This is a genomic window from Paenibacillus sp. JT22N15 (genome assembly GCF_059383755.1).
In genome coordinates this window covers 190,487-216,550 of the sequence record NZ_JBXENV010000003.1, presented here as the reverse complement: position 1 = coordinate 216,550, position 26,064 = coordinate 190,487, and the positions used below count along the sequence as shown (strand labels likewise).

Annotated in this window: 22 protein-coding genes; 6 read left to right on the top strand and 16 right to left on the bottom strand. The window is 49.6% G+C overall.

The genetic code is table 11. The features are described from left to right. Positions 1-17 precede the first annotated feature (17 nt). From AC50X8_RS07095 to AC50X8_RS07060, 8 genes are all read right to left on the bottom strand, one after another. Positions 18-1,718, bottom strand: coding sequence for a response regulator transcription factor (locus tag AC50X8_RS07095; protein ID WP_494879150.1), 1,701 nt, complete (start codon positions 1,716-1,718; stop codon positions 18-20). 40 nt (positions 1,719-1,758) lie between these two features. Beyond that, the gene (locus tag AC50X8_RS07090; protein WP_056040620.1) at positions 1,759-2,580 is read right to left on the bottom strand and encodes a carbohydrate ABC transporter permease; all 822 of its coding nucleotides are present in this window, start codon (positions 2,578-2,580) and stop codon (positions 1,759-1,761) included. After that, positions 2,577-3,446, bottom strand: coding sequence for a carbohydrate ABC transporter permease (locus AC50X8_RS07085; RefSeq protein WP_056040622.1), 870 nt, complete (start codon positions 3,444-3,446; stop codon positions 2,577-2,579). Before AC50X8_RS07085 ends, AC50X8_RS07090 begins: the two co-directional genes overlap by 4 nt. 167 nt (positions 3,447-3,613) lie before the next feature. Beyond that, complete coding sequence (locus AC50X8_RS07080; protein WP_056040624.1) at positions 3,614-4,969, bottom strand: ABC transporter substrate-binding protein; 1,356 nt, start codon at positions 4,967-4,969, stop codon at positions 3,614-3,616. Between the two features lie 106 nt (positions 4,970-5,075). Next, on the bottom strand, positions 5,076-6,836 hold the full coding sequence (locus tag AC50X8_RS07075) for a sensor histidine kinase (protein WP_494860150.1): 1,761 nt from the start codon (positions 6,834-6,836) through the stop codon (positions 5,076-5,078). A gap of 182 nt (positions 6,837-7,018) precedes the next feature. Continuing rightward, positions 7,019-9,736, bottom strand: a complete 2,718-nt coding sequence (locus AC50X8_RS07070) for a glycoside hydrolase family 78 protein (protein WP_494879149.1) — start codon at positions 9,734-9,736, stop codon at positions 7,019-7,021. Continuing rightward, the gene (locus tag AC50X8_RS07065) at positions 9,736-11,106 is read right to left on the bottom strand and encodes a (Fe-S)-binding protein (protein WP_494879148.1); all 1,371 of its coding nucleotides are present in this window, start codon (positions 11,104-11,106) and stop codon (positions 9,736-9,738) included. The genes AC50X8_RS07070 and AC50X8_RS07065 overlap by 1 nt, the downstream gene beginning before the upstream one ends. Then, positions 11,099-12,514, bottom strand: a complete 1,416-nt coding sequence (locus AC50X8_RS07060) for an FAD-linked oxidase C-terminal domain-containing protein (protein ID WP_494879147.1) — start codon at positions 12,512-12,514, stop codon at positions 11,099-11,101. The genes AC50X8_RS07065 and AC50X8_RS07060 overlap by 8 nt, the downstream gene beginning before the upstream one ends. A 162-nt stretch (positions 12,515-12,676) precedes the next feature. Between AC50X8_RS07060 and AC50X8_RS07055 the strand changes: the two genes are divergently transcribed. Further along, entirely contained in the window at positions 12,677-13,405 is a 729-nt protein-coding gene (locus AC50X8_RS07055; RefSeq protein ID WP_056040636.1) for a FadR/GntR family transcriptional regulator, read from the top strand. A gap of 300 nt (positions 13,406-13,705) precedes the next feature. On the opposite strand, the gene AC50X8_RS07050 is transcribed toward AC50X8_RS07055, so the two are convergent. Genes AC50X8_RS07050 through AC50X8_RS07040 form a run of 3 tightly spaced genes read right to left on the bottom strand, consistent with a single transcriptional unit; the run spans position 13,706 to position 16,964 of the window. Next, on the bottom strand, positions 13,706-14,539 hold the full coding sequence (locus AC50X8_RS07050) for a carbohydrate ABC transporter permease (RefSeq protein ID WP_056040638.1): 834 nt from the start codon (positions 14,537-14,539) through the stop codon (positions 13,706-13,708). Further along, positions 14,536-15,489, bottom strand: coding sequence for a carbohydrate ABC transporter permease (locus AC50X8_RS07045; protein ID WP_081419024.1), 954 nt, complete (start codon positions 15,487-15,489; stop codon positions 14,536-14,538). Before AC50X8_RS07045 ends, AC50X8_RS07050 begins: the two co-directional genes overlap by 4 nt. A gap of 29 nt (positions 15,490-15,518) precedes the next feature. Continuing rightward, positions 15,519-16,964, bottom strand: a complete 1,446-nt coding sequence (locus tag AC50X8_RS07040; protein WP_056040640.1) for an ABC transporter substrate-binding protein — start codon at positions 16,962-16,964, stop codon at positions 15,519-15,521. A 261-nt stretch (positions 16,965-17,225) separates the two neighbouring features. Between AC50X8_RS07040 and AC50X8_RS07035 the strand changes: the two genes are divergently transcribed. Together AC50X8_RS07035 and AC50X8_RS07030 are read left to right on the top strand one after the other, a co-directional pair. Then, entirely contained in the window at positions 17,226-17,774 is a 549-nt protein-coding gene (locus AC50X8_RS07035) for a TetR/AcrR family transcriptional regulator (protein WP_494879146.1), read from the top strand. After that, positions 17,771-18,199 carry a DUF3995 domain-containing protein gene (locus AC50X8_RS07030; protein WP_494860143.1) on the top strand — a complete coding sequence of 143 codons (429 nt, stop codon included), beginning with the start codon at positions 17,771-17,773 and terminating at the stop codon, positions 18,197-18,199. Before AC50X8_RS07035 ends, AC50X8_RS07030 begins: the two co-directional genes overlap by 4 nt. A gap of 70 nt (positions 18,200-18,269) precedes the next feature. Here the strand turns inward: AC50X8_RS07030 and AC50X8_RS07025 are convergent, their stop codons facing one another. The 3 genes from AC50X8_RS07025 to AC50X8_RS07015 all read right to left on the bottom strand — a co-directional run bounded on the left by AC50X8_RS07025 (position 18,270) and on the right by AC50X8_RS07015 (position 20,066). Beyond that, positions 18,270-18,509 (bottom strand): hypothetical protein, encoded by a 240-nt coding sequence (locus AC50X8_RS07025; RefSeq protein WP_494879145.1) that lies wholly within the window; start codon positions 18,507-18,509, stop codon positions 18,270-18,272. Positions 18,510-18,528: 19 nt separating this feature from the next. Next, positions 18,529-19,272 carry a GH25 family lysozyme gene (locus AC50X8_RS07020; RefSeq protein ID WP_056040645.1) on the bottom strand — a complete coding sequence of 248 codons (744 nt, stop codon included), beginning with the start codon at positions 19,270-19,272 and terminating at the stop codon, positions 18,529-18,531. Positions 19,273-19,403: 131 nt separating this feature from the next. Next, on the bottom strand, positions 19,404-20,066 hold the full coding sequence (locus AC50X8_RS07015; protein WP_056040647.1) for a cell wall hydrolase: 663 nt from the start codon (positions 20,064-20,066) through the stop codon (positions 19,404-19,406). A 250-nt stretch (positions 20,067-20,316) separates the two neighbouring features. Here AC50X8_RS07015 and xerS point away from each other — a divergent pair, with 250 nt between their 5' ends. After that, positions 20,317-21,390, top strand: a complete 1,074-nt coding sequence (gene xerS, locus AC50X8_RS07010; protein ID WP_056040649.1) for a tyrosine recombinase XerS — start codon at positions 20,317-20,319, stop codon at positions 21,388-21,390. A gap of 134 nt (positions 21,391-21,524) precedes the next feature. On the opposite strand, the gene AC50X8_RS07005 is transcribed toward xerS, so the two are convergent. Then, a complete protein-coding gene (locus AC50X8_RS07005) occupies positions 21,525-22,058 on the bottom strand; it encodes an ADP-heptose synthase (protein ID WP_099520235.1) in 534 nt (177 codons plus the stop codon). A 142-nt stretch (positions 22,059-22,200) separates the two neighbouring features. Between AC50X8_RS07005 and AC50X8_RS07000 the strand changes: the two genes are divergently transcribed. Then, the gene (locus tag AC50X8_RS07000; RefSeq protein ID WP_056040653.1) at positions 22,201-23,187 is read left to right on the top strand and encodes a YpdA family putative bacillithiol disulfide reductase; all 987 of its coding nucleotides are present in this window, start codon (positions 22,201-22,203) and stop codon (positions 23,185-23,187) included. A 110-nt stretch (positions 23,188-23,297) separates the two neighbouring features. On the opposite strand, the gene AC50X8_RS06995 is transcribed toward AC50X8_RS07000, so the two are convergent. Further along, on the bottom strand, positions 23,298-24,212 hold the full coding sequence (locus AC50X8_RS06995) for an NAD(P)/FAD-dependent oxidoreductase (RefSeq protein ID WP_494879144.1): 915 nt from the start codon (positions 24,210-24,212) through the stop codon (positions 23,298-23,300). 787 nt (positions 24,213-24,999) lie between these two features. Here AC50X8_RS06995 and AC50X8_RS06990 point away from each other — a divergent pair. After that, a complete protein-coding gene (locus AC50X8_RS06990; RefSeq protein WP_494879143.1) occupies positions 25,000-25,626 on the top strand; it encodes a hypothetical protein in 627 nt (208 codons plus the stop codon). The last annotated feature ends 438 nt before the right edge of the window (positions 25,627-26,064 follow it).

Genomic DNA, 26,064 nt, shown 5'->3' with positions numbered 1-26,064 from the left:
AGTCTCTCCCCTATCATTTATTGCGGCGTTTTTCCAGCTGCGCCGCGGTATTCGCCAATCGTTTGCCCGGTTTTCTTTTTGAAAATTTGACTGAAATAACGGTAGTCGTCATAACCGACAAGCTCCGCTATTTCATAGTTTTTATATTGCGGATAACGCATCAGCTCGGTCGCCTTCGCAATCCGGTATTCGGTTAAATAATCGACAAAATTGCTGCCCGTCGTTTTTTTAAACAGACGGCCTACATAATCGGCATTCAAAAAGCGGCTTTCCGCGATTTGCGGCAGGCTAAGCGGCTGGTCATAATGCAGCTCAATCAGCTTTTGGATTTCACGGACCAGCTGCTCGCCATGCCGCCCTTGGGTGCTGCCGCGCCGGGCAGCAACAGCGGGCAATATTTGCTCCTCGAACAGCCGCTTAACCGATACATGGTCTTTGCGCAGCCGGATCAGCTCCATGTAGGCGAGCGCGCTTTTCCCGCTCAGCTGCTCCAGGCTTGTGTCCGCCGCTTGAAGCTGCCGCTCCAGTGCATGCACCAGCATGGAGGCGCTGCGCCGCAGACCATCCACCGTCCGCGACGGTACTGCAAGCGTTGTGAAAAAACGGTTGAATTCCGCCTTCATCTGCTCCACGTTGCCAAGCTGCAGCTGCACGAGAAACGCTTGCTCCAGCTCCGCCGGATAAAAATCGGCATTTGCAGCACCTATAGGCAAATGCTGCTGTTGCTGTTGTTTACTCGGCTTCTCCTCCGGCTCAAATGCACACTCCACGAATCCCATGATCGCTATTTCTCCCAGCTGCCTCCCATCCAGACGCTGCTGGAGCTTGCTGTAGACAGTTGGAAGCTGGTTGGCAAGACAAGGCTTGCTCCCGGCGATCATGCTGTAGCTTGTGCCCGTCTCCTCATGCAGCATGCTTTGAAGCAAAATCGCAAGCCGCTGTATCTCCACAGGCTCGAAGCGGCTGCCGAACAAGCAAATGGCTATTTCGCCGAGGTTGACAGGGGAGGCGGCTGCAACAAACGACCAGCCTCCTTCAAAATAAAAGGGCTGGCTTTGCTGCAGCGACCGTTCTATTTTCCCAGCTGCCTCTTGAATGCCGGCCTGCTCTGTATAATAGTCCGGCTGAGCGAGCAGCAGCAGCACTTTATTGCCTGAGCCCTCTCCTGGAAGCTCAGGCAAACACTCCGCCCTTACAGCTGTACTTGTCTGTGCAATCCCTGCCGCCTGGGACTGAGCATGCGCTTGGTTCTGACTCTGTGCAGCCTGTTCGCTGCGCAGCAAAACGTCCAGCAGCCAGTTTCTCCGGCTGTCCCGGTGCTGCTGCTCTTGCCGCCTATCTCGTTCATCCAGCACCGTCAGCGCCTTGCCGAGCACCGTAATCAGCTCCTCCCGCTTAAGCGGCTTGAGCAAATAATCAAACGCCTTATGGCGGATGGCCTCCTTCGTATATTCGAAATCCGAATAGCCGCTGACGACGATCGTCACAACGTCCGGCAGTGATTCGGCCAGCAGGCCAAGAAGCTCCTTGCCGTCGAAGCCGGGCATGCGCATATCGAGAAACAGCAGGTCAGGCTTATGCAGCAGCGCCAGCTCGTAGCCCTCTTCGCCGTCAACCGCTTCACAGGCAAGCTCAAGCCCCAGCTCCTCCCATGGAATCATTTGAATAAGTCCCCGCCGTATCCAGCGTTCATCGTCCACAACCATGACCTTGCGCATAACCCTCGCCCCCCTTTTGCTGTCGCCCTCTTTTATTCGCTTAGCCTTTCACAGAGCCTGCCGTCAGACCGTCAATAATGTAGCGCTGCAGGAACAAATAAATGATTAGCACTGGTGTAATGACAACGATCATAAAGGCAAATACGACACCCCAGTTCGTGCTGTACAGCGTAACAAAGTTAAATACTTGCAGCACAATCGTCCATTTCGTGCTGTCCGTGACCAAATAAAACGGGCCGAAAAAATCATTCCATACCGACACGATGACGACGATCGAGACGGTAACCAGCACCGTGCTGATGAGCGGCAAAATGATTTTAAAATATAGCCGGAAGTAACCGCAGCCTTCCAAAATCGCCGCCTCATCCAGCTCGCGCGGCACCGATTTAATAAACCCAACGAGCAGAAAGACGGCAAACGGCAGCAGCACCGCTGTATAGTACATAATGATGCTTAAGTAGCTTCCTTTGATGTGCAGTATATCCATTAGCCGAATCGTCGGGATGATAGATACCGGGACAATCAGTCCCATAATGAAGGCAAGATAGACGCCTTGCAAAAACTTCCCACCGCGCCGCTGGATGACGAATGCAGCCATCGAAGCGAAAAAATTGACACTGACGACGACGAGCGCCGACAGCAGGAAGCTATTTTTGAAACCACGCAGTAGATTATCCTGATTAAATACCTCTTTATAATTGCTGAACACCCAGTTGCTTGGCAGCGACAGCCCGAACAGCGCCGACTCCCGAATATCCTTAAACGAGTTAATGAATATCATAAAAAATGGAATGAGAATGAGCATAGCGAGGCAGATCGCAAGCAGCTCTAGCAGCAAAGGCGAATATTTTCGGCTTCTCACATCTCCACCTCCCTCTTCTTCATCGCCAGCAATACCGGAATGCCGACAAGCGTCACCAATACGAACAACAGCATGTTGATCGCCGTCGCATAGCCCATTTCACCTGAGCTGAACGTATTGCGGATGTATGTGTAAAATACTTCTGTCGTATAGCCCGGACCGCCTTCGGTCAGCACCATTACGATTTCGAACACCTTCATCGAGCCAATCATCGCCAGCAGCACGTTAACCGTGAACGCCGGAGCGAGCAGCGGAAAAACAACATGCTTGAACCGCGTCCAATAGTTCGCGCCATCAATGGATGCGCTCTCCGTCAAATCCTTCGGAATGAACTGCAAGCCCGCTAAATACACGACCATCGAAAAGCCAGCTACCCGCCAAATATCGGTCATAATGACGGTGAACAGCGCGAAGCGCGGATCATTCAGCCAATCCTGAACCATAAAATCCATGCCCAGCAGCCCGAAAAACTGGTTGACGATGCCATGCTCCGGATGATAAATCGCCCGGAAAATGTAACCGATGACGAGCGGAGCGATAACATACGGCATAAAAAAGATCATCCGAAGCAGATTGCGCAGCTTCAGCTTTTCATTCAACAATAGCGCCAAGGCGAGGCCAACTGCATTTTGCAGCAGCGTAACGGCGGCGGCGAAAATAAGGGTGTTTATAAAAGCCTGCTTCAGGCGCGGCTCGTTAAACAGCTCCTTGTAATTTTCAAGTCCAATAAACTTAATCGCATCGGCGTTAATATTCCAGTCGGTAAAGCTGTAATAGATACCGATAATGGTTGGCGTAATGAAAAACAGTAAAAATACGATGACTGCCGGAAATGAAAAATATAACGGATATTTGCTTCTCTCCATAGGGCCTGCCCTCCTGCTCCTGTCCTGTTTGGCCGGGATGGCGGGGCGAAGCCTCGATCGCCTTGATCGTCTTGATGGCCTCGCCCGCAGCACCTGTCCCGTCCGGTAATTAACAGCTTCGGCTTGCCCTGCTGCCGTCTCTGTCCTTTATTTTTTGCTCAGCTCATTTATTCAAAGCCTTCAAGACGCTTCGAGTTGCCGTCCTTCACATAGTTCGCATCCATCTCTTTAATCGCGGTGTCCACGTCGCCTGTGATGTGGAAGTTTTGCAGAATTTTGCCCAAGTCCAGAAACGATGCCGTCAGGCGGTTCTGAACATTGACCTTCGATTTGCCTTGATCAATATAGTCTTTAACCGTCTGCTGCATCGGATACAGCTCGCTCGTTGCATCCTTGAACACCGGAATGCCCGGCTGGCTTTGGTAGAAAATATTGACGCTTTCTTTCGAAATCATAAATTTAACCAATTCTTTGGCTGCCTCCAGATTTTTCGCCTTCGACGGCACCATCAGCTGGTTCGGAGGCGTAATCATAGCTGTACCCGTATCTGTTGCAGTCGGGAATGGGAAGAAGCCGATTTTATTCGTTACAAAATCTTTGCCAAACTTCTTCTCCAGCTGCGGCAAAATGCCGTCCAGCATAAAGGCCATCGCTACCTTGCCTTCGCCCAGCTCGTTTTGCAGCTCATCGAATGTGCCGGAAAGCGTATTTTTTTGGAACAAGCCGAGATCCTTAATTTCCTTCGATTTTACAAAAAGGTCCTTCAGCGCCGCGATGTCCGACAGCTTCAGCTGATTGACGTTCAGCTTCTGCACGCCTTCGTCGCCAATTTCCTGATCTACCTGGCTTACCCAGCCGGTCAAATAAAACACTTGCGTCGGCCAGCCATCTTTTACCCCTTCATAAAACGGCGTTACGCCATCGCCCTTCAGCTTTTTAGCGATTTCAATTAAATTTGCGTAATTTGTTGGAGCGGCAACGCCCGCTTTTTCAAATACATCCTTATTGTAAAAGACGCCCATCATGCCGGTTTTGCCGAATGGCACGCCATAGGCTTTGCCAGCCGTATCCTTTTGGAAGTCTACAATCGTATCGATGACATTGTCCCAAACGCCAGCCTCGCCGGACCATTCGTACAGCGTCTCATCCGCTCTGAGCTTTACATATTGCTTCGTGCCCGGCTGCATGAGGAATACGTCAGGGAAATCGCCCGTCGAGAAGCGGGTTTTCAGCATATTGTCATAGTCGCCGCCCGGCAGCGCCTGCACCTCGACTTTATTGCCTGTCTTCGCTTCAAACTCTTTGAAGATAAGATTGTAAGGCGTGACATCCTCCGTATTCGGAATCAGAAAGGTCAGCGTAACGGGCTTCGCAGACGGCTGCGTGGACGCTTCAGCTGAGCTGCCTGCTGTTGCTGTTCCCTCCGGGGTATTCGTGCTGCCGTTGCTGCTGCCGCAAGCCGTTAGTGAAAATGCTCCCAGCATCAGCGCCATTGTGAGGTAAACCGCTTTCATCTTTCTCATGATAAGACACCCTCTCCTTCATAATTACCTGCACCTTTATTATATTGAAAGCGCTTCCCTGTCTTCTGTACACGATTTTGACTTCTAATGTTGAAAATTCCGACTTTTATGAATGCGCTTCCACATGTTCGGGAATAAGGAGCTTAATTTCCGTGCCTGCACCTTTACGGCTGTTCATATGAAATTCAAAGCGGTCGCCATAACGAATTCGATAACGGGAATAAACATTTTGCACCCCGATGCCGCTGCGCGTATCTGAGGACAATCCTTCGCTTTGTTGCAGCGGAGGCTTCAAGCTGCTTCTGATATCGGCCAAATGCTTGTCGGATATGCCTACGCCGTCGTCTTTTACGGTGAGCGTAATGCTGCCGCCCTCTCTGCTGACGATTATAGCAATTGTACCTTTGCCGCGCTTGCGCTCTATACCGTGAAATACGGCATTTTCAACGAGCGGCTGGAGCGTCATTTTGAGCATTGGAAAGCTGTATAGGTCGTCATCAATTTGCTGTTCAAAGGAAATTTTGTCTTCAAAGCGAATGCGCTGAATGTTCATATAGGCTTCAATTTGGACAAGCTCCTCCTGCAGCGTGACGATTTCATCTTTGTTTTTCGTATTGTAGCGAAAAATATCAGCGAGCGACTGCGCCATTTCACTAATTTCCTGCACTTGGTAATAGTCGGACATCGCCCGGATGCTGTCGAGCGTATTGTACAGAAAATGCGGATTGATCTGCGAATAAAGCATGGCGAGCTGCGCCTCCTGCAGTTTAATCTGATTCACATACCGCGTCTCAATCAAATTTTGCAGCTCATCCTGCATCGCATTAAAGTTCATCCCGATTCTGCCGATTTCATCATTGCGCCGCACCTCGACGCGCACCGAAAAATCGCCGCGTTTAATGCGGTTAACCGTCTTGTACAAGTCCAGAATCGGCTTCGTAATCCGCTGCCCGAACAGTATCGAAATAATCAGCGTAATCGCAAAGGCAATGAAAGCGGTAACAATAACGGTCGTTTTAATGATGTCTAATGCGCCAAAAATATCATGCTTCGGCACGATAAGCACGGCCTTCCAGTTTGAATAAGCAGAATTCGTATAGGACACTAGCCGTTCTTCTCCATCCAGGCTGAGCCAAAACTTGCCCTGGCTGCCATTAATGCGGCTTGTCAATTCCTTTCCTCCGGCATAACGCTGCGCATCACCTGACGCATAAACAAGCCGATTTCCTTCATCAAGAATGACGATGCTGCTGTTTGGCGAAAGGCCATCGTTGCGGCCAATGCTGTTGAACAGCTCAGCACGATATTCGGCTCGCACTAAAATAAACTGCTCGGGATTGGAGAAATCGCGAATCATAATAGAGGAAAAATAGGCTGTTTCCCCATCAACGGTCCGGTCTGCTTCCGGGATGAAGCCGCTGTAAAACACTTCGCCATTCTTCGCCACCGTCTGGCGGAACCATTCCGATCCCCGCACCTTCGCCGGGTTATGCTGTCCGCTCTCATCCGAGGAGCTAAGCAGCTCACCGTTGCTATAATAAATTTGAAAACGCAAAAAATCACGGATTGGCGTTACATTAAAGCTTTTCAAATACAAATCGCCGATTTTCTGACGGAACAAGAAACGTTCGCGATCGCTAAGCTCGGTGTAACGATTAACGCCGTCAATATAGCTTTGCTCATTGTAGGAGGCCAGCAGCAGATTGCGCTTGCTGTGAAAATCATTATCCATATTTTTTTCAATTTGCTGGACGAGCAGCAGGCTGGCAGCCTCCGCTTGGCTTGCCATCGTTTTGTAGGAAATATAGAAGGAGACCGAGCCGACCAGTGTAATGCACACCAAAATAATAATAAAGTAGCTCAGCAACAGCTCATTGCGCAGCCGAATAACAATTCCCCCTCAGGCCATCATGTTTTATTGTTATTATAACGAATTGGACGAACCGAACCTATACCAAAAAGTGTCTAGCTTAAAAAGCCCAAAGCCGCTTCTCTGATGCGAGACGGCTTTGGGCGAATTCATTTGCTCCTTTTCATTAGCAGACTTGGCTAGACTTTGACCTGACTGACGAAGCAGTAGGAACCAGAGCCGATTTCCAGCACCGTTTGGCTGCCAAAGGCTTCAATCAGCTTAACATGATGGCTGCCAGAAGAACTAGTTGGGAATTGCTCCGTTGAATGGTCCTCAAGCGTACCAACAGATGCTCCATCAATCGTATGGACCGTCCCAGGAATGTATACCGTTGCCGTCGTATTAGCGGGAATGATTACGTTAAGTTGGAACTCGCCGGATTTATCGATTTGCCAGTCTACTTCGATTTTTCCATATAACGAAGCAAAATGGGATTTCACAAAAGAAAGGCCGCCGCCCGGCTGGGGACGGATAATTGCATGACGAAAGGCAGGTGCTCCCTTGTCTGCTTCAATGCCTGCCATATAGCGGAACATCCACTCGCCAACAGAGCCTAGCGAATAATGATTGAATGAATTCATCTGCGGCGTCTGGAAGCCATTTTCCTCCGTCCAGCCATCCCAGCGCTCCCAAATGGTCGTCGCTCCATGCTTGATGGAATACATCCACGATGGAAAAGCTTCCTGCGTCAGCAGTTGGTAGGCTACGTCAAGACGGCCGTTATCCGACAGCGCGGGCAGCAAATAACCAACGCCAAGGAAACCCGTCGTCAAGCGGTTGCCGCGGCTGGCAATATCCGCTGTGAGATGGTCTACTGCCTTTAACCGCAGCTCCTCTGTCAGCAGGCCAAATTGCAGCGCAAGCACATATACCGTCTGCGTCTCCCCATGGATGCGGCCCTCCTCCGTTACAAAAGCACGGCGGAATGCTGCGGCAATGCCCTGAAACAACTGCTCCAGCCGGCTAACATCGTCCTCCTTGCCCAGTACGCCGGCAATTAAGCCAAGCACCTTCGTGCTGTAGGCAAAATAAGCGGTTGCCAGCACCTCGTTTGGCGTATCCGCATCAATGGACAGCCAATCGCCATAGTTGGCATAGTTCGGCCTAACAAGCTCATCGGTCGTTGCGTGCAAGTAATCGACCCATCTGCTCATCGCCTCATAATGCGTTTCCAGAATGCGCACATCCCCATACATTAAATACAGTGTCCAGGGGATAATGACGCCCGCATCGCCCCAGCCCGCGTTATCTGGCGCATACCAGTTCAGGCGCGTGCTCCAGTTTTTATAGCGAATCCAGCCTGCATCCGGCGCAACATCGGTGAAAGCGCCCGATGGCTGCTGGCAATCAATCATATCCCACATAAATTTATTGAAAAACCTTGCCACGTCCATATTGTACGAGGCTGTACGCGCAAATATCTGCGCATCCCCCGTCCAGCCAAGCCGCTCATCCCGCTGCGGACAATCGGTCGGTACCGACAAAAAGTTGCCGCGCTGCCCCCATGCAATGTTGGAAAACAGCTGATTAACCATCGCATTCGACGTTTCCAAATGTCCAGTTTCTGGCGTTTCGGAGTAAACGACCTTGCCCACAATCGTATCCAGAGTGGCTTCGCTGGGATAACCAATCAGCTCCACATAACGAAAGCCATGGAATGTAAAATGCGGCTCATAGCTTTCCAGCCCTTCGCCTTTAAGCGTATAATGCTCCTGCTGAACAGCAACGCGCAAATTTTCCAAATACAGCGAGCCATCAGGACTGAGCATTTCCGCATGGCTGATCGTGACCGTTGTACCGCTCTCTCCGCTAACGCGAAGCTCCGTCCAGCCGACCATATTTTGCCCCATATCAAAAATATAGCTGCCGCTTGCTGTTCGCTCCATCCGAATCGGCCTAATCGTCTTCATCACCTTAATCGGCGGTTCGTTAGACGCCACCAGCATCCCGTTATAGCCAGGACGGACATCCGGCTCCTCCCACAGGCTGTCATCAAAGCCCGCTTCCGACCAGCCCTCCATTTCAAGCCGTGCATCATAAGCTTCGCCCATAATAAAATCGGAATATAAAATAGGACCTTTGCTCACCTTCCACGTATGATCGGTTGCGATGCTTTGCTTCGTGCCGTCCTCATACTCCACATTAACCTGCATCATAAAAAACGGACGTTCCCCATAAACCTTTTCACCTAGAAAACCGACCGTGCCTGCATACCAGCCCTCTCCAATAATGACGCCAAAGGCGTTATCGCCTTCTTGCAGCAGCGGCGTAATATCGTAAGCCTGCACCTGCGAGCGGACATTGTAATCGGTAAAGCCGGGGGCAAAATAATCCCCCACCCGCTGCCCGTTAACATACAGCTCGAACAAGCCGAGCGCTGTCGCATAAGCCGTTGCGCGGCGCACCTTGCCGCCTAAGGCGAATGGCTTGCGCAAATGTGGCGAAGGCTGTCTGCCTGCTGCCCCCTCATCATGCTTGCGGCCAATCCATTTCCCCCGGTACGCTGCCCGGTGCAGCAAGCCTGTCGTCCAGAAGGCTGGCTCGCTCCATGCCGATACGCGCCCGTAATTATCCCACACTCGCACTTTCCAGAAGCATTCGGCTTCCGCCTCAAGTGGGCTGCCGCCATATTCCACCTGAATCGACTCGCTCGACTCTGTTTTTCCGCTATCCCAGCGATCGCCGTCATCTACGGCCAGCCGTTCTTTGGAAGAAGCAACCAGCACTTGATACGCCGTTTGGCGGACGGAGCGCTCCTCCGAGCGCAGCTTCCAGAACAAGCGCGGCTTAGCCGCTTCAATACCGAGCGGGTTCGTCATATACTCCGTTTTGCAATCTTCAATGGTTAATGCCATTAAATTTCAGCCTCCCGCAATTCGTTATGAACTAAACGATCATGCAAAAAATCAACGATATGCTGCACCTGCATTTGACCATCACCATGTTTGGCTACTCCAAGCTTCATTTGGAGCAGGCAGCCAGGATTGCTTGTGAGCAAATAATGGGCCTTTGTCGCATTGGCGTGCTCCATTTTGCGTTCTAGCAGCCCGCCTGCCATTTCCGGCTGAACAATATTGTAGGTGCCCGCCGAGCCGCAGCAGCGGTCAGCCTCGAACATTTCCACAAACTCAGCGCCGCTTACTTCTCGCAGCAGCTTCCGCGGAGCATCGGCAGAGCGCATCACATTGCGCAAATGGCAGGAATCCTGATACGTAATCCGAATCGGCTGTTCCTTCGCTTGGGCGGTAGCAAGCTTGCCGGAGCGGATAAGCAAATCGCTAATATCCACCACACGCTTCGCCAGCCACACCGCACCTTCCCTCCACTGCTCATCCTCATGCAGCAAATGATCGTATTCCGTTAAGATAGCGCCGCAGCCGCCCGCGTTGGATACGATATAATCCACACCAGCATCCTGAAAAGCAGCAATGTTCTTCCTCGCTAGTGACCGGGCGTCCTCCGTCTCCCCGCTATGTGCGTGAAGCGCTCCGCAGCAAGCCTGTGTATCCGGTATGATGACCTCAAAGCCAGCTTCCGTCAGCAGCTCCACCGTCTTGATGTTTGTTTCCGTGAACAGCATATCCATGAGGCAGCCGCGAAACATGCCTACTGTAGCTATTTTCATCCCTTTGGCCGGATGGTGGCTGCCGATTTTCTGGACGATGCCTTTGCTTGAGGCATCCGGCAGCACCTCCTCCATCTCGCTCAAATGCGCTGGCAGCAGCTTCATAACGCCAGAGCTGCGCGCCAGCTTGCGAAGCCCGGATTGCTGATACAGCTGCATAGCACCGCCGAGCAGACGCACCCGCTTCTGATGCGGGAAAAGCTGCTTGAACACCACCTGCCTCAGCGGCTTCACCCACCACCGGTGGCTTTCCGTATGCTCTTCAATCGCCTCCCTCGTCTGCTCAATGAGCTGGCCATATTTCACATCTGCCGGACAAGCCGGCTCGCAGGCACGGCAGCCGAGACAATGGCTCATCTGCTCCTCAAAGGACTGGTCGGGCATCATTAAACCGTCGGTAACCGCTTTCATCAATGCGATGCGGCCGCGCGGCGATTCCGCTTCAATGCCCGTTTCACGAAACGTTGGGCAAGCAGGCAGACAGAAGCCGCAGCGCATGCAATTCGTCAATTGATCCTCATCGAGCCGCAGCTTGAGCTTTCCCGCAAGCTGAAGCTGCGGGGAGCGCGGCGTACTGCATGCTGGTTCCGTTTTAACCATGCTGAAGCACCACCCTCTTGCGCGACTGTTTGGCAAATATTTTGCCGGGATTGAGCAGCTGATGCGGGTCGAACGCCTGTTTAACGGCTTTCATCACTTCGATGCCTGCGGAGCCGACCTTCCATTCAAGATAAGGGGATTTCACAAGGCCGACGCCGTGCTCGCCCGTTATCGTTCCGCCGAGCCGTATAGCTGCCTCGAAAATTTCCTCAAACGCCGCCTCGACGCGGTGAATCTCTTCCTGATCCCGTGCATCAGTCGTTGCTGTAGGATGAAGATTGCCATCGCCGGCGTGGCCAAAGGTACAAATGGTCACCTGATGCTTTTGGGCAATCCGGTTAATTTCCAGCACCATTTCGGCAATTTTGGAGCGCGGCACCGTCGCATCCTCAAGAATCGTCGTTGGCCTTAATCGTGCCAATGCGGTAAAAGCACTACGCCGTGCCGTCAGCAGCTTGAGTGCTTCCTCCGCACTTTCAGCGACGCTGACGCTATGCGCCTGCTCGCTGCGGCAAATTTCTTCAATCCGTGCGATATCCCGCTCTACCATTTCGGGTTCTCCGTCCTGCTCAATGAGCAGAATCGCCTCCATATCAAGCGGCAATCCGAGCTTGGCAAAGTCGTCGACCACCCGCACCGTCGCATTATCGAGAAATTCGAGCGTTGAAGGGATGATGCGACTTTCAATAATTTTGGAAACGGTTCGCGCCGCGCCATACAAATCCTTGTACATCGCCAGCATCGTCTTTTTGAACTTCGGCGGCGGCACAAGCCTCAGCGTCGCTTCGGTAATAATCGCCAGCGTTCCTTCCGAGCCAACGAGCAGCTTGGTCAAATCGTATCCAGCTACGTCCTTCATCAGCTTGCCGCCGGTACGAATAATTTCGCCGCTTGCCAGCACCGCCTCAAGGCCAAGGACGTAATCTTTGGTCGTGCCGTATTTCAGCCCGCGCAGCCCGCCGGAGCATTCGGCGATATTGCCGCCAATCGTCGAAATCGCCATGCTGCTCGGATCGGGCGGATAAAACAAGCCGAGCGACTCCACATGGGCGATAAAAGCTTTCGTAATCATCCCCGGCTGCACGACGGCTACCAAATTTTCAAGATCGACCTCCAAAATGCGATTCATTCGGTGCATGACCATCACGATCCCCCCCTCTACAGGGACCGTTCCGCCGCATAAGTTCGTGCCCGAGCCTCGGCCAATAACGGGAATGCGATGCGTATTCAGCACTTTCATAATTGCGCTCACCTGCTCCGTATTCGCGGGATAGATAACGCCGTCTGGCAGTGCTTGAAGCATCGGTGTCCCATCATAAGAATGGGTCACAAGCGACTGCGGATCATCTTTATAATAGTCGCTTCCCACTATAGCGAGCAGTTGTTGTCGGATCGTTTGCTGAAGCATATTGATGTCCCCTTCCCTAAAATAAAGCTGCCATCCCTTAATTAATTAATTAATTAATCAGGTCATCTGATGACTTTAAATTAAAAAAAGTATACAATAAAATAGATAAAAGCGAAAGCGCTATTTTTAAGCACGGCAGTTCGTTGTTTGAAGGGAGTTATTATGGACATTAGCCCAAACCGGCCGCTCAAAAGCTATGAGTGGGTCATGAACGATATTAAACGAAAAATGGACGACGGCTCGCTCGCCCCTGGCGACCGCCTCTCCTCTGTTGCCGACCTTGCCGCCTCCTATGGCGTTGGGCAATCTACAATCCGCGAGGCATTAAGCGCGCTGCGGGCCATGGGCAGGCTGAACATTCGCCAAGGCAGCGGCACGTTTGTCACAGCTCCTCCAGAGCCAGCTTCCCTATCGGCTCCAAGCTTTCTCTATGACGAAGCGTGGATGGACCGTGCGGAGACGCTGCGCCATATTTTGGAGGTGCGCAAGGTGCTGGAAACTGGCTGTGCTGCTCTGGCTGCCCGCAATCGGACCGAAGCCGATCTTGAAGCGCTGGCCTCCATTTTGCAGAGCATGCATGAACGCCTTGGCGATGAAGCCTTCAGCGAACAGGCCGATATCCGCTTCCATCAGGAGCTTGCGAAGGCGACCCATAACCCTGTGCTGCTGGAGATGATGGAATCCTTGTCCACCAAGCTGCACGAAAGCATGAAGGATACACGGGCTTTGTGGTTTTATGCAGAGCGCTCAACAGCGGAGCGCTTGCAAGGCGAGCATCAGGCCATCTATGCCGCCATTGCTGCACAGCAGCCAACAGACGCATCCCTGCTTATGGAGGCGCATATTTCCAAGGTGGAGTCCGTGCTGCTCGGCAAGCTGGCCAGCAGCTAAATGCACCAAGCAAAAACGACTTCGTCGTCCTTCTGGGACGACCGAAGAGCTTTGTCGGAGAAATATAAGCCCATTTATACGTGTAAAACTTATAAATTCTTATATTTCAAGGTGAAACGGCTGTCGCCGTCCTTTGGCGGTGCGGCGCGTTTCAGTCCGAGAAATATAAGCGGAGTATAAGGGGGAAACTTATACTTTCTTATATTTGCAGCAAAGGGAAGGCGCCTGCTCGAACAAGCAGGCGCCTTCCCTTTTTATTTTTCATGGACCTCTTCGTTTTCCTACGTCCTTCTTCCCCTGCTACCCCTTTATTCCCGTCATGGCAATGCCTTCAATAAAATGCCGCTGCGCCACGAGAAAGACGATCAGCGAAGGAATAACAATAACGGACGTTGCCGCCATCATCAGATGCCACTGCGCCGAATAGGAGCCTTGGAACAGCGTTAGCCCCTGCATGAGCGTGTAATTGCTCTCTGAGGTAATGAAAGCCAGCGGTCCTAAATAATCGTTCCAGTTAGCCAAAAATGTAAGCAAGCCAACCACAATCATCGCCTGCTTGCCAATCGGCAAAATGATTTGCAGATAGATGCGGAAATGCCCGGCTCCGTCCACCTTAGCGGCTTCATCCAGCTCCGTCGGAATACCTAAGAAAAACTGGCGCAGCAGAAAAATGTTGAATATGCCGCCTCCAAACCACGCAGGTGCAATGAGCGGTACGAACGTATCGGTCAAATGCAGCGCATTCCAGAACACATATTGCGGAATCATGACGACGAAAAACGGAATCATTAACCCCGTTAATATAAATCCAAACACTTTGTCGCGGCCCTTCCAGTGAATGCGCGAGAAGCTGTAAGCGCAGACCGAGCTGGAAAATAGCACGCCCAGCATCGCCGATGCCGTAATGATGGTACTATTGAGAAAAAATCGTCCGAACGGATAGGCGCCTAGCGCCTGCTCGAAATTTTCCCAGCTTAAATCGTCCGGCAGCAGCTTCGGCGGCATTTGATACAGATCGCCCATATTAATAAGCGAGGTGCGCAGCATCCAAAAGATCGGAAACAGGAAAAACAGGCTTCCGGCAATAAGCAGCGCGTAAATAACGATTCGATTGCCCAATGATTGCTTTTTCATCTGCGTTCCTCCTTGCCCTCATAGTAGACCAAAGACTTGGAGAAGTAGAAAATCGCTGCGGTGAACAGCATAATGACGAGAAACAGCAAGACAGATATCGCACTGGCGCTGCCCATACGTGAAGATTTGAAGCCTTCGTTGAACAAATACAGCACATAGAGCAAGCTCGCATTGTTAGGCCCGCCCTGCGTCATAACGGCTGGCTGCACAAACGTCTGAAACCCATTAATGAACGCAATGACCGTATTGAAAAAAATGATCGACGAGCTCATCGGAATCGTAATATAAATCAGCTTATGCAGCCGATTGCCTCCGTCCAGCTCAATGGCCTCATACAGATGGGCAGGAATGCCCTGCAAGCCTGCAAGAAAAATAACGATCGTATTGCCCAGCGTCCAGAAGCTGAACAAAATGAGTGTCGGCACCACGGAGGTCGTATCGCCGAGCCATCTGGAGGCCCGCAAATGCAGCGCATCCAGCGCATAATTGACGATCCCAAAATCCGGCTGCAGCAGCCACATCCACACCATCGAGGACGCTGCAAGCGGAATAATAACGGGCAAATAAAAGACGCCGCGAAAAAAGCTTTTGCCCGCAACCTGCTGATTCAGCAGTATCGCTAAAAAAAACGATAAAATAATGCCCAGCGGCACGCTCAGTCCAACATAATAAACCGTTGCTTTCACGGCCGGGTAGAAAAAGGGATCTGCCCCGCTGAACAAGCTGGCATAATTGTCAAAGCCGATCCATTTCGGCACAGTGCCGACGCTGTAGGAAGTAAAGCCCAAATAGAAGGTTGCCGCAATCGGCACAATGACGAAAATGACGTAGCCCAGCAGCACTGGAGAAGCGAAGAGCAGGCCGAAGCCCAGCTCTCCGAATTTCCGTTTTTGCCCAGCTCCGCGCTCCGCCTTTAATTCACGCTCATGAACGCTTGCCAGTGGTTTCATAACAGCTCTCTCCAAACTCGTATTATCGTTTATTCGCTCACATCATAGCGGCCCTGGATTTCCGGCTGCACCTTCGCTTCGACTTCCTTCATCGCTTCTGCCGCTGTTTTGCGGCCTAGCCATACTTCATCCATGCCGGAGAAGGTAATGGCATTCACCTTCGAGAAATTTTTAATATAATAAGAGCCGGTCGGAACGCCGTTATTCAACAGATTGTTCATCATCGCATCCTTGAAGCCCGCTGGATGCGCCGGGTTATTTTCTGCCCATTTCGCCACAAGCTCTGGATCGGTGTACCATTTCGTCATTGTTGGCATCCAAAGGCCGCCCTTGTAGAGGTCAATCGAGCCTTCCGGATTTTCCAGGAATTTCGTCAGCAGCCATGCTTCCTCCAAATGCTTCGTCGATTGGTAAATGACCGATGCCCCGCTAATGCCCATTGGCACGCTGCGCTTCATTTTTGGCAGGACGCCAATATCGTAGTTTACTCCAGCCGCCCCGAGATCGAGATTGATCCACTGTCCATGCATCGACATCGCAACCAGCTTCGATTGCAGCGCTACCGCCTGCGAAGGAATCGACTTCATTTGTACCGGAGATGGCGCAACATGGTGCACATTTATTAAGTCCGCTAGACGCTGAATCGCTTCCGTCGCCTCCGGCTGGCTAAAGCCGAATTTGCCATCCTTTGTAATCCATTCGCCTTCATTGTTAATCACCGTTGCATGTACAGGGCCATGCCAGGTTTCAAAGGAAACGCCGTATTGGCGGATGTTTTTCGGATCAAAATCCGCTTCTGAGGCATTTTTGCCGTTTTTGTCAATCGTCAGCTTTTTGGCAACGTCGACAAACTCATCCCAAGTCCAAGCTTCCTCCGGCTTCGATGGCGGATACGCGGCATTCGCCTGATCAAACAAATCCTTGTTGTAAAATAAACCGAACGTCTCGCCCGCTGTGCTAATGCCGTAAGCAAAATCCTCGGAAGATTTGAACCAAATATAGTCGAGGAAATCCTCGCGCTTTAGCTCCTCGTCATTATCCAGCAGCTCAAACAGATTGACGAATTTCCCTTCCTTCTGCCAAGGGTCAGCAAGCTCCCCGTGCATATAACCGAGATCCGGGGAATCGTTGCCTGCAACCATCGCCGTAATTTTCGCATCATAGTCAGCTTCCGGAATATGAATGGCGTTGACTTTAATCCACGGGTATTTTTCCGTAAAGGTTTTGGTCGCCTGCTCCATCGCCGATTTCTCCTGCGGGCTTCCCCAAAACGTAAACTTGAGCGTTACAGGCTCTTTCTCCTCTGGCGTCGCTGTCGCCTCGCCTTTCGGCGATTCCGCGGGCTGCTGGCTGCTGGCTCCTTCACTTGCTGGCGTGTTTCCCCCGTTGCCTGCTCCGCTGCATCCTGCCACAACGAGTGTTAGCGATAATAGCAATGCTGTGAATGCTGATCTTCCTTTGAATCGTGCGATCATATAAAGCCTCCCTTTGCTATTGCAATCTCTTTGTACAGCTCTATCATATTGAATGCGGTTACATTTTAAAATTCGAATATATTTATAATGGTGGACTTTTTATAGCGCTTGCCAAAAACTTGCAAAATAATGGGGCTCACATTAAAATAATGACTGTGGTCATTTATTGACTGTAGTCATTACTAGTGAAAGTGGTGTTCGTATATGGTGTTGAGACAGCAAAGGAAACAGGAGCTTAAAGAACTTATTTTTAGGCATGCCGTGCAGTTATTTCGGGAAAAAGGCTTTGCAAACGTCACCATTGATGAGATTACGCAAAGCTGCGGCGTTGCTAAAGGAACGTTTTATAACTATTTTCCACGCAAGGAAGCCATCCTCCTTGACTTGGGTCAGATGCAGTTGGAAGTGACGGAAGAAAACCTTGAGCGATACGCATTAATTAATGGCATTAAAGAAAAGCTGCTAACGTTATTTCGCGACTTGTTTCAAAAATATGCCGTAAACGCTGGGCTCGCGAAGCTCACCATAACGGAAATACTGCGCTCTCCCCTGCTCATGCAAGAAGAATTTAATGTCATTAATAAATTTGAGAAGCTGCTGAATGGCCTTCTGAATGAGGCACAGCGGCAAAATCAATTGCCAAGCTATCTCGCTAGCGCAGACGTCGCAGCCGTGCTCGCAGGCTTGTATTTTCACGCCCTATTAGCCTGGGCAGCGTCAGTTGAGGAGGCATGGCAAATGCAGACAGGCTTTGAGCGCCGTTTCGAAGTGATTTGGGAAGGCTTGAAAATGAGAGGTGAATTCGCATGATGCTGTGGCTTTCCTTAAGCGGGTTCATTTTGCTGCTGCTGGGCGGTATTCATGTTTATTGGGCTTTTGGCGGCAAATGGGGCGCCAGCGCTGCATTGCCTACGAAGGCGGGATCGCAGCAAACCCTATTTGTGCCGGGAGCAGCAGGTACGATGATCGTAGCCTGCCTGCTGTTTTGCGCGGCGATGCTCTTGCTCATGCAAGGAAGGCTGCTCCCCGTTTTCTTAGGCGCGGCCTTCATCAAGTGGAGCTGCTGGGCATGTGCAGCCGCCTTTATGCTGCGGACGATTGGCGATTTCAACTATGTCGGCCTTTTCCGCAAAGTCCGCACCACCCGCTTTGCCAAATTCGACCTGTATTTGTTTACGCCGCTTTGCCTGCTGCTGTCAGCCGCCTTTTTTGCCGCTGCAACCTTGGCACCTTAACAAAATTAATATAGTTAACCAAATTCAGATGAATTTAACATCACACCTATTTACTCTGTTACCAGCAAGGTCACCCCTCATGAATGTGAATTTGCGTACCGAATGGCAGCTTCATGCGCTTCGTTTCAGCGCTGACTATCTGCACAAAGATAGACTTGGTGGACACAGCAGCCGCTATTTTAACAAAATCACGGGTTATGGCTAGTAAGCCGGACTCAGGAGCCGCTATTGCGCCGTCCGTCGCCATTTTGACGGGAGAATCATGGCAATAACGGCTTTCCTGTCCGCGTACAGCCTGAAATCGGATCAAAAGCCAGAATAGCGAAACCTCAGTCCGCCAAAATCATGGAAGGAGCGGCCGAAAACTGCGTCAAAAAAGCTTCACGGCTTCCTTTAAACACATTGATATCGACGTACATGTCAATACCTGCCACATGTCCGCGGTTATGATATTGCCAGAACTGCCAGCCTCGCTCTCCAAGTTTCGGATGCTTGACAATATCGCGAATCCATATTTCATAGGGAGCAAATACGGTTACATCTTCTACATAAGTATGATAAGTATCATACGTCACATACAAAATAGGCTTTTTGCCATAATGCGCCTCCATGCCGTCCGCCAGCGCCTTCAGCTCCTTATGTACGCCCGCTTGGTCATGGTCCAGGCTGATTTCCAGATCGATGACGGGCGGCAGGCTGTCCTGCTCATTTGGAACAGTTTGTATAAAATGGGCCGCCTGTTCCTCCCCCGTACTTTTCGTTGTGAAAAAATGATACGCTCCCGTCAGAAAGCGCTGCTCCCTCGCTCCTTGCCAATTTGCCTGGAACCACTCATCGGTATAATCCCTGCCTTCCGTCGCTTTCACAAACATGAATTCATATTTCCCCGCCGCTTTTATTTGCTGCCAGTTTATTTCACCTTGATAATGCGAGACATCCAGCCCCTTCACCTCATAGGCATTCGCAAATATGGAATTATGCCAAATGATCCCTTTATACTCTAAAACGCCCAGCAGCACGAGCAAGGCTAGTCCGCCAATGACTATATTTCGCCATTTCTTATTACGTTCCATGGATATGCCCCTTTCGATCATTATGAATATTATACCAATTCAGCAAAGTGAAGCCTACAAAAAAACTCGCCCTGCCTCCCATGTTTGGGAAGCTGGCGAGTTTTTGCAGCAGTGTGCTGGATATGAAGCTATTAAATGGCAAAAATATGATTTCCAATCTGTAAGAGCTGTTCCCTCGTCCAAATCCAAGATGACGTTGCAGTCTTCGGGTTAAAATAATACAGTGCGCCATTCGACGGATCATTTCCGGCAATAGCCTCGACAGCAGCCTTGTAAGCTGTGGAATCTGGCTGCAGTCTATACTGTCCATCATCAACCGCTGTAAATGCGCCTGGCTGCTCGATGACGCCTTTAATCGTATCAGGGAACTGCGAGGAAGCCAACCGATTCATTACGACAGCACCTACAGCGACCTGCCCCTTGAACGGCTCGCCACGCGATTCGGCAAATATAATGCGAGCCAGCAAATTCAGCTCATGCTCGCTGACGGATACTTTTTTCAGCGTCTTCCAGGTTTGCTTGCCCGTAATGCCGTCGGCTTGGAGGCCGTAATCTTTTTGAAAGCGTTTCACGGCATCTTCCGTCATTTTACCGTAGAAGTCCGTTACCTCGGCATTCATAAAATACCCTAAAATCTTTAATCGATACTGAACGTCGGGAACATCTTCCCCTTTGCTGCCATAGCTAAGTGTAGCTGGAGCCGCGGCTCCAACGATTTGAAGCGGCAAGCTGACGACCAAAAAAATCGCAAATATATATGCTAAGCAATTGCGAAATATTCGATTATTTTTCATAATTCTAATATTCCTCCTCTGTAAAACAAGTACAAAAACTTATTTTTCAAAAATATTTTTTATTTTTTTCAGCACTCGTATGAGTTTAACATAGTATTTAAACGAAAGTAACCTTAATTGCATAATTACATGAATTTACTAATGCTTGAACAAGCAGACAAGCATATGCTGTGGGCTAGCGCGCTATACGGGAGTTTTCTCCAGGGAACTGATATAATGAGGGTCAGATGATTGGCAGAGGTGAAATAGGATGAACATTATAAAAGTGAAGGATCGGCAGGAGCTGGACAAACGGGTTCCATCTATGCCTTGGTATATTGAGAAATTTATTAATTACAAGCTGCCCGACCTCTCTCCTTCGTCGCTGCTTGAGTATGTAAGGGATTATGAGCTTTTTTTGAATTGGCTCGTTACGGAAGGGCTTTCTGAGGCGGCGGTCATCAAGGACGTTCAGCTAAGCGAGCTGGAGCAGCTGCATATGGACAGCATTGACAGCTTCCGCATGTTTCTCGCCACCCATCCGAGCCATAATAATCGTAAAACGACGATTACTCGCAAGCTGTCCTCCCTGCGCTCGCTATTTCATTATTTGAGCCAAATCGCTGAGGATGAGCAGTTTTATCCGCTGTTGAAGCGTAATGTCATGGCGAAGGTCGCTATTAAGCGTACAAGCAAGCCTAAGGATACAGCGGCGAAGCTGGAAGGCAAGCTGCTGCAGGAGGAGGAGATTGGGGAGTTTCTTGCTTATATTGCCAGCGGCTACGAAAGCGATCTTGCCGGCAACAAGCAGGCGCTGTATTCCTATGAGCTGAACAAAATACGGGATACGTGCATTATCAGCTTTATTTTGCATTCCGGCCTGCGCGTATCCGAGCTCATTAATCTCAACGTCGACGACATTGATATGAAAAAAAAGCTCGCGCATGTTTACCGCAAAGGTAAAAACGACGATTCGTTTAAAACCCCGGTCTATTTTCGCCAGGAAGCGGTGGATGACCTTCAAGTATACCTGCAAATGCGCGACACGCATTATAAAGCGCCAAAGCGTGAAAAAGCGCTGTTCCTTGCCATTGCGAATGGCAAAAAAGAAGGCTCGCGCATGACGAAACGGGCCGTGCAGGCGATGGTGATGAAATATGCAAAGCGTTTCGGCAAGCCCTACTTATCCGTACATAAGCTGCGCCATTCGTTCGCAACTGACTATTATTTGCGCAATGACCTGTACAAAACGCAAGAGCAGCTTGGGCATGCATCGCCGGAGACGACGCAAATTTACGCCCATTTGACCGATAAGACGATGGCGGAAGCGATTGATCGGGAATAATTCCGGCGTTTTGGCGAAGCCAAGTAGTAAAGTCAACCAGCAAATGCAAGCCAAGTAAAGTCAAATAGCCTTCTTGGCTGCAGCTGAAGCTCAGCTCATGCAAGAAGGCTGTTCGCGTTGCTCTAATTTCTTGCTCAAAAATCTTTGGACAACTCCATATCTGTAGCGGAAATGCCCTCTTCCACCGCAAACTCAAAATCCTCAATGTCGTAAATTTGCACAGGGATCTCAGCTTGAATCAGCTTATCCTGAAACTCAAACTGGTCGGACAGCAGCGGCAAATTAAATTTCAGTGCAGTCAGCAGCAGCTCCGTTTCGATCGGATCGAATGCTTCGCCGTATTGTGCGCTGTCCACAGCATGTACAATTGTAAACTGTATTCGCTCGTTCAGCAGCAGCGGCGAGCTTTCCCGCCACGGCACCTGCATCGTGCGTTCGATTTTTTTACGATTGAGCGGATCTTCGAAAAAAGCAATCAGCTCGCCGATTTTATTTTTGACATGAGCATCATCATCTGGATCCTCCATAACGGGATCTGATCCGTCTCTCATATCATATAGCTCCAAAATGGATGAATAAGGAACAACATAATCAATGGCGCTGCTTGGAACGAGAAGGTGACCATAAGTAGCCACCATTACTGCTTCTATTACAAACCGTCGCGGCATGTTTGACCTCCTTCTATAAAACAACGTTTCCACATTATTATACAATAATCCAACTGGTGTACAAGATAGCCATTCGCCAAATTTGCATTAATTCCACGCGTCGCAGTACAATGGTTGGGAAATCATTATCGGAGGTACATACATGATTAGAGAAGAAGCTATCATTATTGGCGCGGGTCCATGCGGCCTTGCCGCGGCAATTGAGCTGCAGCGCATCGGAATCCGCCCCCTTATTATAGAGAAAAGCCATCTGGTCCATTCGATCTCGCAGTATCCGACCTATATGCATTTTTTCAGCACGCCGGAGCTGCTTGAAATTGGCGGCATTCCTTTCACGACGCCGAATGACAAGCCTTCACGGCTTGAAGCGATGAATTATTATCGCACAGCGGCGCTGCGCCATGAGCTGCGGATTAATCCCTATGAGACGGTAACGCGCGTCGTTCGTGAAAATGGCCGTTTTACGCTCTCCAGCACGAATCGCTTTGGCGAACCGCTGACCTATTCCAGCCGCTATGTTATTATTGCCACAGGTTATTTTGACCATCCGAATTATTTGGGCATACCTGGAGAAGAGCTGGAGAAGGTGACGCATTTTTTCCGCGAGGCCCATCCGTATACCGGCATGGAGGTTGCAATTATTGGGGGCAGCAATTCCGCTATAGATGCAGCGCTTGAGCTCGAACGCATCGGGGCGAAGGTGACCGTCATTTATCGGGGTGAGCACTACTCTTCAAGTATTAAGCCTTGGGTGAAGCCCGGCTTTGAAAGCAAAGTCGCCAAGGGACAAATTGCCATGCGCTTCTGCTCTCGCGTTACGAGCATCGATGACCGCAGCGTCACGCTTGAAGATCCAGAGGGCAAGCATACGATTGCGAATGATTTTGTGCTTGCGCTGACAGGCTTTCATCCGGATCGGGATTTCCTGACGGATACGGGCGTCGTGATGGCGGAGGAAGGGTATCCATTTTTCGACGAAGCTACGATGGAGACGAATGTGCCGAACTTGTTTCTCGCTGGTGTTGTTGCTTCACGTCATGAAGCGAATGAAATATTTATTGAAACCGGACGCTTCCACGGTAGAAAAATTGCTTCGCATATCGCTCAAAGCACCACAGCCGAAGATTAAAACGGATTGTGATGGCAACTTTTAGAGGCTGCCCATGCCCGGAGAGCGCAATATGATGCGCTTGCACCCGGTCATGGGCAGCCTCTTTTTTAAATTCTGTCATTAAGTGGTTATCCCCGCTCGCTCCATGATTCGCCCAATAATTCGCTATTGATGCTTATAGCCGCCATTGATCCCATAGAAGCCGCCGTAACGACCTGATATTTTGGGGAGGCAGCATCTCCGGCACTATAAATGCCCGGCACAGCCGTCTTGCCAACATCATCGACAACAACAGCGCCAGCTTCCGTCATTTCACAGCCCAAAGCCTGCGGCAGGTCCGATCCGATCACTAGCTTCGGCACAAAGAAAATGCCTCCGCAAGCAATCATTGAACCGTCCTCCAGCACGACTTGGTGAACGTTGCCATTTTCTGCTTCAATCCGCTGAATTTTCGAGGCATATACGGGCACATCATGTCGCCTTAACTCCTCACGCTGCTCATTGGTCATTTCGTCAGGGCCATCGGTGCAAATCGTATATTGGCTTGTCCAGCCTGCTATCGTTTTGGCAAAGTGCAGCGCACTGTCTCCATTGGCTATTATGACAAGCTTTCTATCCCTCATCTCCCAGCCATCACAATATGGGCATACAAAAGCGCTTTTTCCATATACGTCGGTTAAGCCTTCAATAGCAAGCGGAATATCTTTCATCCCTACGGCAAAAAGCAGCTTTTTGGCCCCAAAGGTTAATCCTTTGGCAGTCGAAATTATAAATTCCCCATCGCTTCCCGTTACTGCTACTGCTGTGTCATTTTCAAATTGAACGGTGGGGTAGACACTGATCTGCTCGCGCGCAATTTGACGCAGCTCGCTAGGCTTAATGCCGTCTCTCGTCAGAAAGCCATGCGACTCCTTCGTTACCCGATTGCGCGGACGCTCTTCATCAATAACGATAACCTTTTTCCTCGCTCTGCCTAATACAAGTGCCGCACTCATTCCTGCTGGCCCTCCACCAATAATCGCCACATCCATAAGTTGTTTCATATTAACCACCTTCCGAGAGTTTTAATATTTTTAATTGTGCAACAAAAATTCATTCTAAATACTCGTCGTTCTTATTGCGCCACGATTATTTAGAGTTTAGAGAAATATGACACTGTTTTGTTTAGAGTAGCCCTCTAAATAAATCTATTGTAGACACTTAATATCTACTATTGAGCTGCAATATCATTATAGACACAGGGAATCTGTAATTCAAGCTTTATTTTTTGACGGCAGCTGTTCTTTCAAAAACCCGATTTTGGAAATAAATTCTTTCGTATAAATGCTAATCTAAAAATTAGCCCCGCTATGATCATGTTCTTCTTTCTATTCTGAAGATACAAATTGAAGATACAAATAGGTGTCTTCGTCCATTCTACCCTGATCACTAGTATGATCCATCCATTGCTTATTAATTTGTCATCTTTTCTCATTCTCGGGGCATCGCAGAATCTTCATTTGACCTTTCGACCAGGAGCGCGAGGCATACGCCTAGTCATTGTTAAATAACATAGATAGAAAATTATGGATATTTTTATTTCAAGTTGATATAATGGCAAAAAAAGTATGTGCAATCGTCTGATGATGTGGACTGGCTACCTTGTCTATCAAAGGAGGTGAACCTGAGAAAAGTTTAATTCTTAATTCCAGTTTCATACCAATTGGGGAGGGTTATTTTCTCCTTCACCACCCCTGACTGAATGCTGCACAGAAACATGCACTAACGGTAACGGTTTGTTGTTCTATGCATTTAGCTTTAACCATTATAAAGCTTATAGGAGTGTGTCAAATGAGCAAACAAATTTTCCCCAGATTTTTTCGGATTTTTATGGCTTCCTTTTTGCTATTAGTATTTGCCCTACCAGCGACGGCTTCCGCCGGCTATCTTGGCGATAAGCTCACTATAGGTGGCAGCTTTGCAAAGGGCGACTATCTCACCTCCCAAGATGGTAGGTTTTCAGCCATTTGGCAAAATGACGGAAATTTTGTCATCTATCAGAATGGTGCTTCTATTTGGAGTAGTGGTACCAGTAAAAGTGGGGCCATTTCGTTCATATTTGAACCAATTGGGAAACCGGTAATGTACACATATGGCGGAAGTTTTCAACAGGTATACCAATATGGCTTTAATCGTTTTGGATTCAACCATGCTACAGGTAAATTCGAGTATTATACGGGTTGGGGGTTTGATACGGTTTGGGTGATTGATACTTCTAAACGTCAATCCGTTTGGTTTGCCGATACCGCCTCTTGGATTTCAGCCCATCACGGAAGCGGGCTGCCAGCTAACACAACTGGAGACACGCTGATCATGCAAAGTGATGGAAATTTAGTTCTCTATAACACAACCATGACCAATAGCCATTATCCTAATAGCTGGATTCCTGTCTGGGCTTCGGATACGGGTGGGCGATAAAATCAGATTGAGAGCCGCATAATGCGCGGCTCTTTTTATTTATCCAAGTAACCTAATCATTTATCTGCTTAACGAAAAGAGCTCAACCCGTAATAATCGGCGTATGAGCATTCCGATTTCTACCTTTGGAGAAAATTACATTTAAAGGCTTGCCGTTACTTGTGACAAATTATTCATCACCGTCTGTAACGGCAAGTTATGAAGAAAGACCATCAACTAAGGATGGTCTTTCTTTGAACGAAAATGTAAATACCAGTGGATTAATGTGTCTGTTAATATAATGATTTAGTCAATTATCGGATACTATCCTTCATCTAGGCTCAAATATAAGGTCTGAATCTGAGTCTGGGTCTGAATCTGAATCTTGGCGTGTTGCTCTGACGCTCCAACAATCATATGAATGCATACTTTTTAGCATGGTCTGCTTCTGCAGCGGTG